The sequence below is a fragment of the Fodinicola feengrottensis genome, assembly GCF_010993775.1.
GTDB lineage: Bacteria > Actinomycetota > Actinomycetes > Mycobacteriales > HKI-0501 > Fodinicola > Fodinicola feengrottensis.
Genome location: NZ_WOTO01000005.1, coordinates 17,455 through 31,552, shown reverse-complemented (window position 1 = coordinate 31,552; position 14,098 = coordinate 17,455). Strand labels below are relative to the sequence as shown.

The following is a 14,098-nucleotide window of genomic DNA, read 5'->3' as shown; positions in this document are numbered from 1 at the left end:
GCGGCTATTGACCCGTGAAAGTCGCCGTTCGTCGCTCAACGAAACTGTTCAACCCCTCAGCGGCATCCTCGCTGGCGAGGATCTCCGGCACCACCTGACGCAGGTGTTCGACCGCCGCTTGCTCCGCACTTTTGCGAGCGATCCGTGCGTTGGCCAAGGTGGCCTGCACCCCCAGCGGTGCCTGCGCAGCGATGATCTGGGCGATCTCGACGGCCCGCTGAAGCTGCTGGCCAGCTGGTACGACCTCCTGCACCAGACCGATGCGGAGAGCTTCGGCAGCCCCGAACTCCTCAGCTGTCAACAGGAATCGCATGGCGTTTCCCCAGCCGAGCTGCGCCGGCGCACGGAAAGTGGCACCACCAAACGGCATTATCCCGCGGCCAATCTCCAACTGTCGGAAGCGCACGTCGTCGGCGGCCACCACAATGTCGGCGGCGAGCGCGAGTTCTATCGACAGGGTAAAGGAAACACCCTGGACAGCGAGCACCACGGGTTTCGGAATAGGCTCACCCCCCACAGCCCGAAAGGGTCGTGCAGACCGGGTCCTTTCAGCGCCTGAGGACCGGACTTCGCCACCGCCGGGCCGACCTCGGCGAGGTCAAGTCCGGCGGAGAAATGCTCGCCGTGGCCATACAGAACGCCGACCCGCATCTGTGGATCCGCGGCGAATCGCTCGTACGCGGCGGAAAGTTCGGCGATCGTCGCGAGGTCGAACGCATTGCGTTGCGTTTTGGCTGGCCGGTTAATGCCAATCAGCAACACCTGACCGTCGCTGTCGACGCTGACTCGATCGCTCATCCACCACGCTCCACTATGTCCCTCGGCGCCAGTCGTTTCGGTGGGACCATAGCGCGGTGACCCAACAGACGCGACCCCCTTCAGTGCGGCAGCGAGAACTGCTGGAACGCGCCTACGAGTACGCGCTGGAAAACGGCCTGAGCGACCTCTCGCTGCGGCCGCTCGCGGCTGCGATCGGATCCAGCCCGCGGGTGCTGCTCTACCTTTTCGAGTCCAAGGAAGGGCTGGTCCGCGCGCTGCTGGACCGCGCCCGTACGGACGAGCTCGAGCTTCTTCGCCGCACCTCGCAGGACGATGGGTTCGCGGCCGTCGTACGCACCACCTGGGCCTGGCTGTCGGCCGAATCACACCGGCCGCTGCTCGCCCTCTGGCTCCAGGCCTACGCCCGATCCCTGACCGAACCAACGGGGCCATGGGCCGATTTCGCACAGCAGCAACTGTCCAGGACTGGCTCGCCGTCCTCGCGGCCGCACAACCTCGCGCCCGCCGCGCCACCGCGGCCGGTCGGGCCGAGCGGACTCTCGCCCTTTCGGTGTTGCGCGGCGCTTTGATGGACCTGTTGGCGACCGGCGACACCGCGCGTACAACCGCTGCCGTGGAGGCCTATCTGAACGCCTAGACCTCTGCTAACCTCACTGAAACGAGTGTTTCAGTGAGGTGCGAGAGGTGGCCATGACCAACGTTCACAACCCTTTTGGCGCACCCTGCCCCCAGGTCGCCGTCGAAGGCGAGATTGTGCCGGCCGACGAGGCGCGGATCAGCGTGCACGCCAACGCTTTGTCGTACGGAACTGGCACTTTTGAGGGCATCCGGGCATTCTGGAACGCCGAGCACGAACAGCTGTATCTATTCGAAGGCGCCGCGCACTACCAGCGTCTGCACCGCTCGGCGCGGATTCTTGGACTGCCGCTGAGATTCAGCGTCGACGAACTGGTCGCGATGACGCACGACTTGCTTCGCGCAAACGACGTTCGCACCGATGCGTACGTACGCCCTCTCCTGTTGCTTTCGGGGGAAGTCCTGCCGGTACGCATGCACGACATCGACTCCCGCTTGTCCATCGCGGTAACCCCAGTTGTCGGTGACTATGCCAACCCGTCGGGCCTCCGTTGCATGGTCAGCACTTGGCGGCGGGCCAGCGACGCCAGCACACCGATTCGCGCCAAGGTGATCGGCAGCTATGTCGGACCGGCGCTGGCCAAGACAGAAGCCGTCCGAGCCGGCTACGACGAAGCGCTAATGCTCACCGGCGACGGGTTCGTCGCCGAAGCGACCACTGCCAACATTATGGTGCGTTTTGGGAAAACTTGGAGCACTCCGATCGGGACTGATGACATTCTGGCGGGCATCACTCGCCAGCAACTCCTGGAGCTCATTCCCGAGATCACCACCGCCAAAGTCGATGAACGGCGCGTTCACCGCTCCGAACTCTACTACGCCGCCGACGAGGTTCTTCTCTGCGGCACAGCGTCCATCGTCAGCTCAGTGGTGGACATTGACGGTCGGCGGATCGGGTCTGGCCGACCTGGTGAGCAAGCCCTGCGGCTTCGACACGATCTACAGGCCATCGCTCGCAGGCAAACCACGCAACATCAGGAATGGACAACCGCGGTCTACGAAAAGGAGTGATCAATGCGGGAGTTGGCCGAGGTCGGGCGACGCGAGATTTGGGACGGCGTGACGGCCCGCATGGTGGAGGGCGAACGGATGACGCTCGCCATCATCGAAATCGCCGCCGGAAAACACGTGCCCGAACACGTGCATGACAACGAACAGATCGGATTCGTGATCGAAGGCACCGTCACTTTCACCGTGGGCGACCAAACTCGAGTTCTCGGACCCGGCGGGAGTTGGCGGATTCTCTCGAATGTGCCGCATCACGCCGAAGTTGGCCCCGAAGGCGCGGTCGTCGCCGAAGCGTACGCCCCCGGCCGCGCCGACTGGGCCAACCTCCCACTCCTTGGTCCGGCCACCCCGATCTGGCCCCACCAGGCATAAAACCCACTACATGCAGGGCGCTGGTGAGCGGCCGGTGGTGGCGGCAGCGGTGATTTGGCCGGGTCCACCAACAGGGGTTCGGGGGCTCAGGCTGCCGTCCCCGTGACGCGTTCGTACGTACGCCTGCCCACCGGAGATTTCGGTGATCTGCAGCTCATCGCCGACCGAAGACGCGGCGACCTGGTCGGCCATGTCGCCGGTCGCGGTGGGCCATTGCCAGCTGCCGTCGACGTGCTGGATGGCGTAATAAACCTGCCCTCCGGCGACCAGCACCACATTCATTTCCCCTGCGACGGCGGTGACCGCCACTGATGTGATGCCGTTTACGGTGTCGAACAGGTTGCGGCTGCTCCATTCTCCATTGCCGTACCGAACGCGATGGTAGATCTGCGCACCGGAAATCTCGATGAGGTTGAGGGTGCCGTGCAGTTCGGTGGCGGCGACGAGGTTGGCGGCGTCGCCCAACCGGTTGGGGCCGTCCCAACTGCCGTCGGGATGCTGCATCGCGTGGAAAATCACTCCGCTGGAAACGAAAACGACCTGCAGCGAGCCCACCACCGCCGCGGTCGCCACCGAGGCGATGGACGCGAGCGCGCCAAACTCGTTCCGGGTGCTCCAACTGCCGTCGACTGCTCGTACGCGGTGATAAACCACGTCATCGGCAATCTCGATCAGGTTCATCGCACCATTGATTTCCGAAATCGCCACCAGACGGGCCGGATCGCCGAGCGGATTAGGGCCGTTCCAGCCGCCGCCCACCTGCTGGATCGCGTGGTAAATCGTCCCACCCGAGACCAGCACGAGTTGCACCTGCGGATCCAACGACGCCCCGGTGGCGTCGAGACGGAAAAGCGCGGCGGCGCCAGGCGCGAGACTAACGGCGATCCTGGCCGCATTCGACTGTGCCACGTACGTGCTGGTGGCCGGGTCGAACCGGGAGATCGCGGTGACCGTCGCGGTGTTGACATTGATGGTGGTCTGCGCTGTGCCGCTGTGCGAGCGATTCGCCACCAGCAGCCACCGGGTGCGCGATTTGCGGTCGGCACTGCGAAATCGTCCGAGGATGACAGGGCTACCGCCGGTGCCGCTGAGAAACACATCGGGACTGAAACCCAGGGCACCAGCCGGAAGCGACGACTCGTTGGCGTGCACCACCTGCTCGGACACCAGCGGTTTGAGGGCCGCGCCGACCGGGGTCAGCCAGCCGGTGTTGAGCGCCTTGGCCGCGTCGTAGATCGGCGTTCGATTCCCGTTGAAGTCGATCAGCGCCGGCCCGAAGGTCTCGCCACCGGAATCCCGCGGTGTCCAGTAACAGAAATACTGAATGCCCTTGCACCCGTACGCGAGGCTGACGTTGACCTGCCAGCCAAGCTCGGCCGCGGACGGACTCCGGTGCCCCTCGAACGGCAGGCTCTGGATGTAGATCCAGGTGGCGAGTCCGGTGCCCAGGCCCGCGGAGCGCATGTCCTGCCAGGCGGCGAAATAGCCGGGATCGTCGGAACCGTCGCTGTTCAACGGATACCGGTCGTACGAGAGCTGCGACGGGTTGACCTGACCGACAAACTGCTGAACGTACCGCCGCCAATCCTCGCCGCCGCCGGGTGGAAGGTTGATGTACGGCAGCAGGGTAGGCACCGCCGCGCGCACCGCCGCCGTGCCGGTGGCGAGGTCGGCGAAGGCGTCTGGCGCCGGCTCGTCGTAGAGCCGGAAGCCCACGAACGACGGGTGCGAGGTGTAGTTCGGGTAGACCTGCACCGCCCGCTCCGGGCCGTTGACCACCAGCGCCTTCAGCCCGACCTGGTCCAAAAAGGACAGGCTGGAGTTGATGTAAGCCGGGTCGTCGTCATCACTGGCGCCAATGAAGGAAAACGTGAACCCAGCGTCCTTCATTTCCTGGAAACGAGCGAGGGTGTTGAACGCCGACTGCATCGACGGCGGCCAGAACGCCCCGATCGGAAAGGCCGGGTCGGAGGTCAGCGGCAGGCCCGAACACATGGTGACCACTGGCTTCGTACTCGCGGCCGCGCTGGTGGCGCTCAGAAAGGGAAGAAAACCGGCGGCCGCCGCGATCTTCAGCAGACTGCGGCGATCGATCGATCGAAAGTCTGCTACTTTCGTTGATATGACTGGCGTTTTCCATTTGTAGCCTCCTCGTCGCCTTCGCCTGCCGGACCATACCCAGCGCTCCCCACCAGTCAATGGGCAATCCGGACACTCGGCGGATGCCGCACGGTTGCCTCGGGAAGGTCGACAGCTTCGACCACAGGCGCTTGGCCAGTACTTCCCGCCTCGGTTCAACTACATAACCGCAGGTAGACCTATACATTTGAGATTCTTGCTCAGCTGTGCTAAGTTTTGCTCATGCAAGCAAACGCGAGGACGAACGAGCAGGGTAAGACCTTCACCGAGGAGGCTCGGCGGGCCCAGATCGTCGCCGCGGCGATCGAGACCATCGCCGAGGTCGGCTACCTGAAGGCGTCGTTCAGCAAGATCGCCAAGACCGCGGGCCTCAGCAGCACCGGCATGATTTCGTACCATTTCGCCGGCAAGGAAGACCTGCTGCGCGCGGTGGTGGCAGATGTCGTACGAACCGCGTCCGAATACATCCAGCCACGAGTACGGGCCGAGTCCAGCTATCCGGCGATGCTCCGGGCCCGCATCGAGTCCAATGTGGAGCTGTTGGTCGAGCGAGCCGCGGATTTGCGCGCACTGGTGGAAATTCTGGCCAATGCCAAGTCACCGGACGGCGAGCCGGTGGCGGACGCCCGATTCTTGACCGCTGGCGTGGAAATCCTCGAGCACCATCTGCGCGCCGGCCAGCAGGCCGGCGAGTTCGGCGCCTTCGACCCACAGGTGATGGCGATCGCGATCCAGGGCTCCATCGACGCTGTGGTCACCCGCCACACCGCCGGGCAGGACCGCCTCGACCTTTCGCACTGCGGCCGCGAGTTGGCCGACCTCTTCCACCGTGCCACCCGACCGTGATCGGAGTTTTCATGAATACGACCGAAACCAACGCCCCTGCCCCGGCGGTCGACCGGGCCGACGGCGTACGCCGGTTGGTACGGGCCAACATCGCGACCCTCGCACTGGACCTCGCGCTGCCGATGGCGCTCTACTACGGGCTGCGCGCCGCTGGGGTGAGTCAGTGGTGGGCGCTGATCGCCGGCATCGTGGCGGCCGTGCCGCGAGCGGTTTATCAGCTTGCCAAGCGGGGAAAAGTCGACCTGATGGCGCTGTTCACCGTCAGCATCCTGGTTTTCAGCCTGGTGATCGGCCTGCTCACCGGCAGCCCGCGAGCGCTGGCCGTACGGGAAGGCTGGGCCGGGGTTTTCGTCGGCCTGCTGGGTGTCTGGATGATCGTCTCGATTTTCGTCGGAAAGCCGGCGTTGCTGGTGCTCGGCCGGACGATCGCGGTCACCAAGACCGGCGAGGCCGGCGCGCGGGTGTGGGAAAGCCGGTGGAACCACGACCAGAAGTTCCGTCGCGGCACCCGGGTCCTGACCGCGGTGTGGGGCTGGGGACTGCTGGTGGACTGCGTCGTCGGCCTCGTCCTGACATACACGCTGCCCATCGACCTGATCCCGGTCGTCGGCACCGGTCAGTTCTACGCGGTGCTCGCGATCCTGGTCGCCTTCCACTTCGGCTACACCAAAAAGGTGGATCTCCGTGCCTGATCTCATCGATGTCCTGGTCGTCGGAGCGGGACCAACCGGACTGCTGCTGGCGAATGAGCTGGGCCTGGCCGGCATCCGCACCGTCGTCATCGACCAGCTGCCCGTACGCACCGGACAATCCAAAGCCCTTAGCCTGCAACCACGATCGGCCGAGATCCTGCATTCACGCGGGGTGGCTGGAATCGATCCGGACGTACGAACACGCCACCGTGCCATCCGGCCATTTCGGCGGGATCCGGTTGGACTACAGCGTTTTCGACACCGCATTTCCCTTCCAGATCGGTGTCGAGCAAGCCGATGTCGAGCGTTTTCTCGAAGAACACCTGGCAACGTACGACATCCCGGTGTTACGCGGCCGGCAGCTGACCGGACTTTCCCAAACCGCAGAGAAAGTCATCGCCATCGTCGACGGTCACCCGGATATCAGCGCGAAATACGTGGTGGGCGCCGACGGCGCGCACAGCGCGGTCCGCAAGCTCACTGGTTTCGGCTTTCCCGGTCGCGACGCCCGGATTCAGCTCGCGGTCGCCGACCTCACGTTTTCCCAGCGGCCAGCGGGAATCTCCGACCAATGGGAGCTGCCCACTACCGGCGGCTATCTGCTCCCGCTGCGCGACGGCGTCCACCGGTTCCTGTTCGGAGGGAGCGGGGCACCACAAACGCCGGTGCCGATCGAGGAAGTCCAGGAGGCCATCACCGCGGCGTACGGACCGGAGGCGGTGGTGGGCGAGGTGCGCTGGGCGTCCCGATTCGGCGACGCGTCCCGGCAGGCCGACCGCTACCGGATCGGGCGGGTTCTGCTGGCCGGTGACGCCGCGCATATCCACCTGCCGGCCGGCGGCCAGGGCATGAACCTCGGATTGCAGGACGCCTTCAACCTTGGCTGGAAACTCGCCGCGACGGTGGCCGGCTGGGCACCTCCCGGGCTGCTCGACACGTACCATCACGAGCGGCACCCGGTCGCCGCGGCAGTGCTCGCGAACACCCGGGCGCAGGGCGTGCTGACGGTGCCGGACCCCGATATCCAGGCCCTGCGGGCAATGGTCACCGATCTGCTCGCCGACCCGGCGGCGAATCGTCGGCTCGCTGGCGAAATCTCCGGGCTCGACATCCAGTATCGGATGCCTGGCGGGGATGCGGAGTTGCTGGGCCGCAGAATGCCGGACCGCACGCTCGCCGACGGCAGCCAGCTGGCCGATCACTGCCGGCTCGGCCGGGCGCTGTTCGTCAGCGACGGCTGGAAAGAACGCTCGTACGACGATGGCCGCATCGACCCCTTGACCGCGGCCGTGGACACGGCATTTCTGGTGCGACCGGATGGCTATGTCTGCTGGGCTGGCGACCGCGCGGAGTCCCTGTCCGCGGCCGAGCGGCACTGGTTCGGCGCACCCCAACACATGCGTTCGACCGTCCACATCGGATCATAAGACCATGGAGCCGGTCAGCATCGCGCAAGCTGAGGAGCTGCAGCAGCGACTGGCCAGCCAGGTCGAGGTGCCGCGAGCGCAGATCCCGATGCCCAGAACGGTCGCCGGTCTGGACATCTCGTACGCCGTCGGCTCCGACCGGATCGCGACCACCGCGGTGCTGCTGAACCTGGAGACCGGTGCGATCCTGGAAGAATCGACCGTGCACGGGGTGGCGACTTTCCCGTACGTGCCAGGGCTGTTGGCCTTCCGCGAAGTGCCCGCCCTGCTGGAAGCCCTTGGACAGCTGCGAAACCAGCCTGACCTGCTGCTGGTCGACGGGCAGGGCATCGCCCACCCGCGGCGCTGCGGATCGGCCTGCCATCTCGGCATTCGCGCTGGACTGCCGGCGATCGGCTGCGCCAAGACCCGTTTCATCGGCGAACACCGCGAACCCGGCCCGCACCGTGGAGATCAGGCCCCGCTGCTGGACAACGGCGAGCTGATCGGGCATGTGCTGCGGACGCAGGACAACGTCAAACCCATGTATGTCTCCCCCGGCCACCGAGTGGGTTTCGAGCAGAGCTGCGACATCGTGCTGGCAGCCTGCTCGAGTTTTCGTTTGCCGGACCCGATCCGACATGCCGACCGGCTGTCCCGCGCCGCGCTCGCGCTCTACTGAGGGATCTCCGAAAGTGCGGCCTGGCGGGCGATCAGCGGTCGCAGCTTCATCAGCTGACCAGCCCGGCCGCAGCCCACCGCACCGGTGATCCGGCCGTCATTCACATACACGGCAAGGAATCGGCGGCCGTCGTCAGTCAACACCCGCACCTCTTCGGACGGGTCGATGTCGCCCAACGCCTGGATTTTCAGGCCGTACTGGTCACTCCAGAAGTAGGGCACCACCGGTGGGCGCGTCGGCTGGTCGCCGCCGACGATATCGCTGGCCACCACCGAGGCCTGCTCGCCGGCATTGGTCCAATGCTCGACCCGGACGTGTTTTCCCAACGCTGGGCGGAACCACGCGGCCACGTCGCCGAGCGCCCACACACCGTCCGCGCTCGTACGACCGCGTTCATCGCACGTAATGCCATTCGCCACCTCGATGGCGGAGCCGGCAAGCCATTCGACCGCCGGCCTGGAGCCGATGCCGCTGACGATCAGATGGGCGGCGATCTCGGTGCCATCGCTCAGTTTCACCCCCGACACCCGGCCGGCGCCGTCGTCGAGGATCTCCGCGACCCCGACCCCACAGCGCAGGTCCACGCCGGCCTCGACATGCAGCCGAGCCACCAGTCGGCCGATGGTCTCGCCGACCGCGCCGGCCAGCGGGGCCGGCAGTGGGTCGACGATGGTCACCGGCACGGACAGCGCCCGCAGGCTCGCGGCCACCTCGCAACCAATGAAACCGGCGCCGACGATCAGCGCCGGGCCGCTGCCCACCGACTCCCGGATTCGCAGGCTGTGGTCCACAGTTCGCAGCACGTGCAGGCCAGCGAGGCCGGCTGCCGCCGGCAGTTGCCGGGGCACCAGGCCAGTGGCGATCACCAGCTCCTCATAGGGCACCGCCGGCCCGTTTTCCAGCGACACGAGCCGTTTCTCGGTGTCGACGCCGATCGCTCGTACGCCGGTCCGCAGCTCGACCTGGTTGTCGGCAAAGAACGCAGTGTCCTGCAACACGACGTCGGCCGCGGTTCGGTCGCCGCGCAGAACTTCCTTCGACAGCGGTGGCCGGTCGTACGGCGGATGCACTTCGGCGCCCAGCATGGTGATCGGACCGCTATGACCAGCGCGACGCAACTGCTCGGCGGTCCTTACGCCGGCGAGTCCCGCGCCCACCAGCACGATCCCCGGCACCCGTAGTCACCGTCGCATCACCGCTCTCGTCACCTGCTGACTTGCGTGCACGTCACGATATCAACGCGGGCAGGCGGCCACCGTGGGCGTCCAGAATGGACGGTTGATTTCTCGCCACCGAAAGAAAGGGAGCCGCCCGCGCCGGTCGCGATATCGCCGAACCTACCGCCATGCCCTTATCCCAGTGAAGAGCACGGCTCAACGCTGAGAAAATCGCTGGCATGGCGGACCCCCTCGGGTCCCCCAGATACCGAACCGACCGGCACCGGCGGCTCCTGGTTGACCGTAGGGCACTGGCCGCGACCACGCAATAGCTTTAGGTAAGAATTCTTATCAGATTACTTCAACCATACGGAAAGAAACCGGGACGTGAAGTTTTTCCATGATAGCAGACCATGCGCCTTACGCATGGCGACCATCCGATCGCGGCCATACTGTTGCACAATCCTAGCGAGTGCACCCGAAAGCCGTCTTCACTTCTGCCGGAGAGAATCAGCGCCATCATCGCGGCATGCAGGGACGTACGAGTTTCGGCCGACCCCAAATCGACATCCAGCAACTCCTCAATGGCGCTCAGCCGCCCATAAAAGGATGGTCGGGACAGATGTGCTTCCTGCGCGGCCTGCGACTTGTTGTCCGGATGCCGAAGAAATGCCCGCAGCACCCCCAACAGATCCTTACCGGTTCGCCGATCGTTTTCCAGCAGCGGAGCCAGCGTCCGCTCGACAAAAGCCTGCAATCGTGGATCGTCCCGCAAAACGTAAAGCAGCCCCGGCAGCTGGATATCCGGCAGCTCGTAGAAAGCCTTGCGCTGCCCCGATCCGCGGGCCGCGTCAGCCACCTGACCGGCCTCGGCGTACGAGCGGCGGAACTCGGCCAGGTCGGCCACCGTCGTACCGACTCCGATCCGGGCGTTCTCGCCACGGTCCCGGTGGCTGCTTTCCTGCAGGTGACCGCAGATCCGGTGCAGCGCCCCTGATCGGTCCGCGGCTCGTACCGGCAGCAGCAGTCCGACCCGCCCCTCGGACATCGCGGCGACAATCCCGGGAATCTCAGCCGCTCGCAACGCACCGGCCACCAGTTCCCCGTCATAGTCGCGCAATGGCCGCTGCTGGCCGGTGGTTTTCCCGGCGGGCAGGTCAACCACACCGCGACCAGCGATCGCCCACGGGTCGGCACACCGAGGGCGGCCGTACGCGCGTGCATGTCCGCCTCGGCGGCGTAGCGGCCGTGAATGATGTCGGTGAGAATGGACCGCTGCGCCTGCTGTTCCAGGGTTTCCCGGTCCCGTTCGATTAACCGGTTCAGGGTGAGCGCGGTGGCGGCCCTTTCCAACACCATCGGATGGTTCAGCGCCGGCGACTCCGGCGCCACCATCACCAGCCGGCCGAACACTTCGCCGCGGGCCGCGACCGCGGTCACCAGCCAGTTTTCCGGGCCACAAACCGCGGTGCGCGCATCCGTACGCGCTGCCCGCGAACGACCTTCCCAGTCGGCCAGCAAATCGTCGACCGGCGTGCCGGCGGCGTCGTACGACAACACCTGGTGAGCCAGGTTTTCGAACACCACCGGGCATCCGGACGCCCGGGACGCCTCCCTGACGATGTCCGCCGGCTCGGCGCCGTCCCACCGCCAGCGCGGTGAACACCTGGTGGGCCTGCTCGGACGAGCGCAACGCGGCGGTTTGTGCCTCAATAATCCGGGAATGCGCCGCCTCGGTGACCCGGACGAAGGCCACCTGCCGGCGCAACGCGATCAACGGCAGCCGGTGCTGTTCGCACGCTCGTACGAGCGCGGGCGGCAACGCGCTGAATCGGCGGCCCAGCTCGACCACCAGAGCAGCCGCGTCCGCGCCGGCGAGCTCTTCCACATATGCGCGAAGTTTGGCCGCCGAGTCGGGCAGCGCAATGCCGGTGGACAGGATGACCTCGCCGCCGGACAGCAGCCCGGCGATGTCCGCCAGCTCGCTCACGTGCACCCAGCGAACCCGGCCGGCCCAGGCTGTCGCGGCCGGCCAACACCTCCGGCCGGCCGGCCCTCAGCACCGGCAGGTCGAGCAGCTCGGCCACGCTCAGCGAAGCTGACATACTGTCAGATTCTACCGGTCAGATTGTCAGTGTGTTTCGGTGGCGAGCTTGGCGCTGAACCCCAGCATCGCGAGGCCGGTCACTGCGTCCAGCGTGCGGCGCACGCACCGGCCGGCGTCGCAGGAAACTCCTGATCTGGTGCAGGAACGCCACCAGCACGGTCAGCCAGATGAGACCGAAAACCGCGTGCGAATATGCGAGCAACAGCGCATTGGGCACCGAAGCCGAGGCGCTGCCCAAAAAAACTGCGGAAGCACCGACAAATAAAGGGTCAGGACCTTTGGATTGGTGATGTTCGAAAGGAAACCCTGCTGAAAGCGCAGCCATTTCGGCGCGCTGACCTGATCCGCCGGCAACTCGGATAGATCATAGCGACCCTTGATCGCCGACCGGATGGTCTGAATGCCGAGATACGCCAAATAGGCCACCCCAGCCCAGCGAATGGTGGTGAAAGCCCATTGGGAATGCACGATCAGGGCGCCGAGACCGAGCGCGGCCGCGGTGCCCTGCAGGACATTGCTGCTGGCGATCCCCAGCGAGGTCAGTAATCCAGCCTTTCGCCCACCGCGCAGCGAATTCGTCACGGTCAGTGCGAAATCCGGGCCGGGTGCGATGGTCACCACTATCGCGAAGGCGAGATACGAAAGATAACTCGTCAGCGTCATAGCCTTAACCCTACACTGACTGTATTTTTGCGGTGGGTGCCCAAAATCGCAGCGTTTCGCCGCGTTGATCTTCCCACACACCTCCATTGGCCTCGATCACTCGGCGTGACGCGACGTTGTCAGCATCGCAGGTGATCAACGCCCGCTCGATCCCCAGGCCGGCGGCGATCGCCAACACCTGCCGGGTCATTTCGGTCGCATAGCCGCGACGGCGGGCCGAGGGACGTACGTCATATCCGACATGGCCGCCCACCTCGGTCAGTTGTGGCGTCAGGTGGTGCCGAAGCGCGACCCGGCCGAGATATTCGTCCCCTCCGACATACCAAAGGGTGGTGCTGTGGACCCACCCTTCGGGCACCGGAATGCTCACGTCGGCCTCGGCCCGCAGGCTGGCCGCAAAATCAGCGAATACCGCCGGATCGGCCCACCTCGGCCCGTACTCCCGAATCTCCCGACCAACCGACGAATGATCGCCCGGTCCGCCCCGACCTTCGGCCTGGAACTCGGCCATCGCGGCGAGGAACGAGGTGTGAACACGTACGCTCGGTGCGATCAACTCGGGCATCGTTTGATTTTGATCCGGATCGACGCCGTACGCATCCCAGTTTTTCGGCGGCCTGACTCGATCCAGATCGCGGCGACTCGCGGTAGTCCGGTGATTACCGTGATCTACTGTCCACCCTCTTCTCACTGTCGTTTTGGGGGGCACTATGCGCATGTCGTCGGTGAAGGTGGTTATGGCGCAGTTGTCGCCGTTGTAGTGGGAGGTTTGCTGGCCAGCGCGGCACCAGCCGCCGCGGCGACCCGATCATCCGGATTTGACGACTGGTCGTGCCGGCCGTCGTCCACCCGCCCCGACCCGGTCGTGCTCATTCACGGCCTCGGCGGCAACGGACCGGGCAACTTCGCCACTATCGGCCCGGCGCTGGCCGCCGCTGGCTATTGCGCGTACACGACGACGTACGGGCAGGCGTCCGCGATTCCGGTAGGCGGCACCATCGCGATCGCCGACTCCGCTGTTCAGCTGACCGCTTTCATCGACCGGGTAAGGCAGAGTACGGGTGCGTCCAAAGTGGACCTGGTCGGCCATTCCGAGGGTGCTTTCCAGTCGCTCTACATTCCCAAGGTGCTCGGCTACAGCGGCAGGATCCACCGGGTGGTCGCACTCGCGCCACCTACCCACGGGACAACGTTCGCCGGGCTGGTGAATATCGCGTATTTGCTGGGCGCCCGCGATCTGGTCGGCCAGGTGCTGACCGGTTTTGGCTGCCCGGCCTGCAATGACCTGATCACTGGCGGCCCGGCGGTGGCCCGGCTGAACGCTGGCCGGATTTCCCAGCCAGGCGTGGACTACACGATCATCGCCAGCCGATCGGACGAGCTGGTCACCCCGACAAGCACCGCCTTCGTCGCGGAATCGGGCGTCCACAACGCGTACGTGCAGAACACCTGCCCGCTGGATCCAGTCGGCCACGTCGGGTTGGCGTTCGACAGCGACGTCACCCAGATGATCAAGAACGCACTCGATCCCACTCATCCGGGCCGAGTGTTCTGTTCGTTCGGACTGCCGCTGTAAAATCCTTAGGAACGCCGCGAGGCCGCGCCTAGAC

Annotated in this window: 13 protein-coding genes and 2 pseudogenes; 9 read left to right on the top strand and 6 right to left on the bottom strand. The window is 65.6% G+C overall.

What is annotated here, in order from left to right; translation table 11 throughout:
• Positions 1–4 precede the first annotated feature (4 nt).
• Positions 5–798: pseudogene (locus GNX96_RS62635) on the bottom strand (crotonase/enoyl-CoA hydratase family protein).
• Between the two features lie 56 nt (positions 799–854).
• Between GNX96_RS62635 and GNX96_RS05610 the strand changes: the two are divergent.
• From GNX96_RS05610 to GNX96_RS05600, 3 genes are all read left to right on the top strand, one after another.
• Positions 855–1,349: a TetR/AcrR family transcriptional regulator gene (locus GNX96_RS05610; protein WP_279579468.1), complete on the top strand. Its 495-nt coding sequence runs from the start codon at positions 855–857 to the stop codon at positions 1,347–1,349.
• Positions 1,350–1,470: 121 nt separating this feature from the next.
• Complete coding sequence (locus GNX96_RS05605; RefSeq protein WP_163567286.1) at positions 1,471–2,427, top strand: aminotransferase class IV; 957 nt, start codon at positions 1,471–1,473, stop codon at positions 2,425–2,427.
• A 3-nt stretch (positions 2,428–2,430) separates the two neighbouring features.
• Positions 2,431–2,796 (top strand): cupin domain-containing protein, encoded by a 366-nt coding sequence (locus GNX96_RS05600; RefSeq protein WP_163567285.1) that lies wholly within the window; start codon positions 2,431–2,433, stop codon positions 2,794–2,796.
• A gap of 6 nt (positions 2,797–2,802) precedes the next feature.
• Here the strand turns inward: GNX96_RS05600 and GNX96_RS05595 are convergent, their stop codons facing one another.
• Positions 2,803–4,791, bottom strand: coding sequence for a hypothetical protein (locus GNX96_RS05595; protein WP_163567284.1), 1,989 nt, complete (start codon positions 4,789–4,791; stop codon positions 2,803–2,805).
• Positions 4,792–5,157: 366 nt separating this feature from the next.
• Between GNX96_RS05595 and GNX96_RS05590 the strand changes: the two genes are divergently transcribed.
• The 5 genes and pseudogenes from GNX96_RS05590 to GNX96_RS05575 all read left to right on the top strand — a co-directional run bounded on the left by GNX96_RS05590 (position 5,158) and on the right by GNX96_RS05575 (position 8,561).
• Positions 5,158–5,781, top strand: coding sequence for a TetR/AcrR family transcriptional regulator (locus tag GNX96_RS05590; RefSeq protein ID WP_163567283.1), 624 nt, complete (start codon positions 5,158–5,160; stop codon positions 5,779–5,781).
• An 11-nt stretch (positions 5,782–5,792) separates the two neighbouring features.
• Positions 5,793–6,473, top strand: a complete 681-nt coding sequence (locus GNX96_RS05585; protein ID WP_163567282.1) for a VC0807 family protein — start codon at positions 5,793–5,795, stop codon at positions 6,471–6,473.
• Positions 6,466–6,591: pseudogene (locus GNX96_RS62630) on the top strand (FAD-dependent monooxygenase); the annotation flags it as partial. The gene GNX96_RS05585 and the pseudogene GNX96_RS62630, both read left to right, overlap by 8 nt.
• Positions 6,592–6,682: 91 nt before the next feature.
• Positions 6,683–7,900, top strand: a complete 1,218-nt coding sequence (locus tag GNX96_RS05580; RefSeq protein ID WP_390623936.1) for an FAD-dependent monooxygenase — start codon at positions 6,683–6,685, stop codon at positions 7,898–7,900.
• 4 nt (positions 7,901–7,904) lie between these two features.
• Positions 7,905–8,561 (top strand): endonuclease V, encoded by a 657-nt coding sequence (locus GNX96_RS05575; RefSeq protein WP_163567281.1) that lies wholly within the window; start codon positions 7,905–7,907, stop codon positions 8,559–8,561.
• Here GNX96_RS05575 and GNX96_RS05570 read toward each other — a convergent pair.
• From GNX96_RS05570 to GNX96_RS05555, 4 genes are all read right to left on the bottom strand, one after another.
• Positions 8,555–9,736: an NAD(P)/FAD-dependent oxidoreductase gene (locus tag GNX96_RS05570; RefSeq protein ID WP_163567280.1), complete on the bottom strand. Its 1,182-nt coding sequence runs from the start codon at positions 9,734–9,736 to the stop codon at positions 8,555–8,557. The two genes, GNX96_RS05575 and GNX96_RS05570, sit on opposite strands and share 7 nt — an antisense overlap.
• Before the next feature lie 343 nt (positions 9,737–10,079).
• Positions 10,080–11,714: a PucR family transcriptional regulator gene (locus GNX96_RS05565; protein ID WP_279579466.1), complete on the bottom strand. Its 1,635-nt coding sequence runs from the start codon at positions 11,712–11,714 to the stop codon at positions 10,080–10,082.
• 270 nt (positions 11,715–11,984) lie between these two features.
• A complete protein-coding gene (locus GNX96_RS05560) occupies positions 11,985–12,488 on the bottom strand; it encodes a LysE family translocator (protein WP_279579465.1) in 504 nt (167 codons plus the stop codon).
• Positions 12,489–12,498: 10 nt separating this feature from the next.
• Complete coding sequence (locus tag GNX96_RS05555) at positions 12,499–13,053, bottom strand: GNAT family N-acetyltransferase (RefSeq protein WP_279579464.1); 555 nt, start codon at positions 13,051–13,053, stop codon at positions 12,499–12,501.
• Between the two features lie 9 nt (positions 13,054–13,062).
• Between GNX96_RS05555 and GNX96_RS05550 the strand changes: the two genes are divergently transcribed.
• Positions 13,063–14,064 carry an esterase/lipase family protein gene (locus GNX96_RS05550; RefSeq protein WP_279579463.1) on the top strand — a complete coding sequence of 334 codons (1,002 nt, stop codon included), beginning with the start codon at positions 13,063–13,065 and terminating at the stop codon, positions 14,062–14,064.
• Positions 14,065–14,098 lie beyond the last annotated feature (34 nt).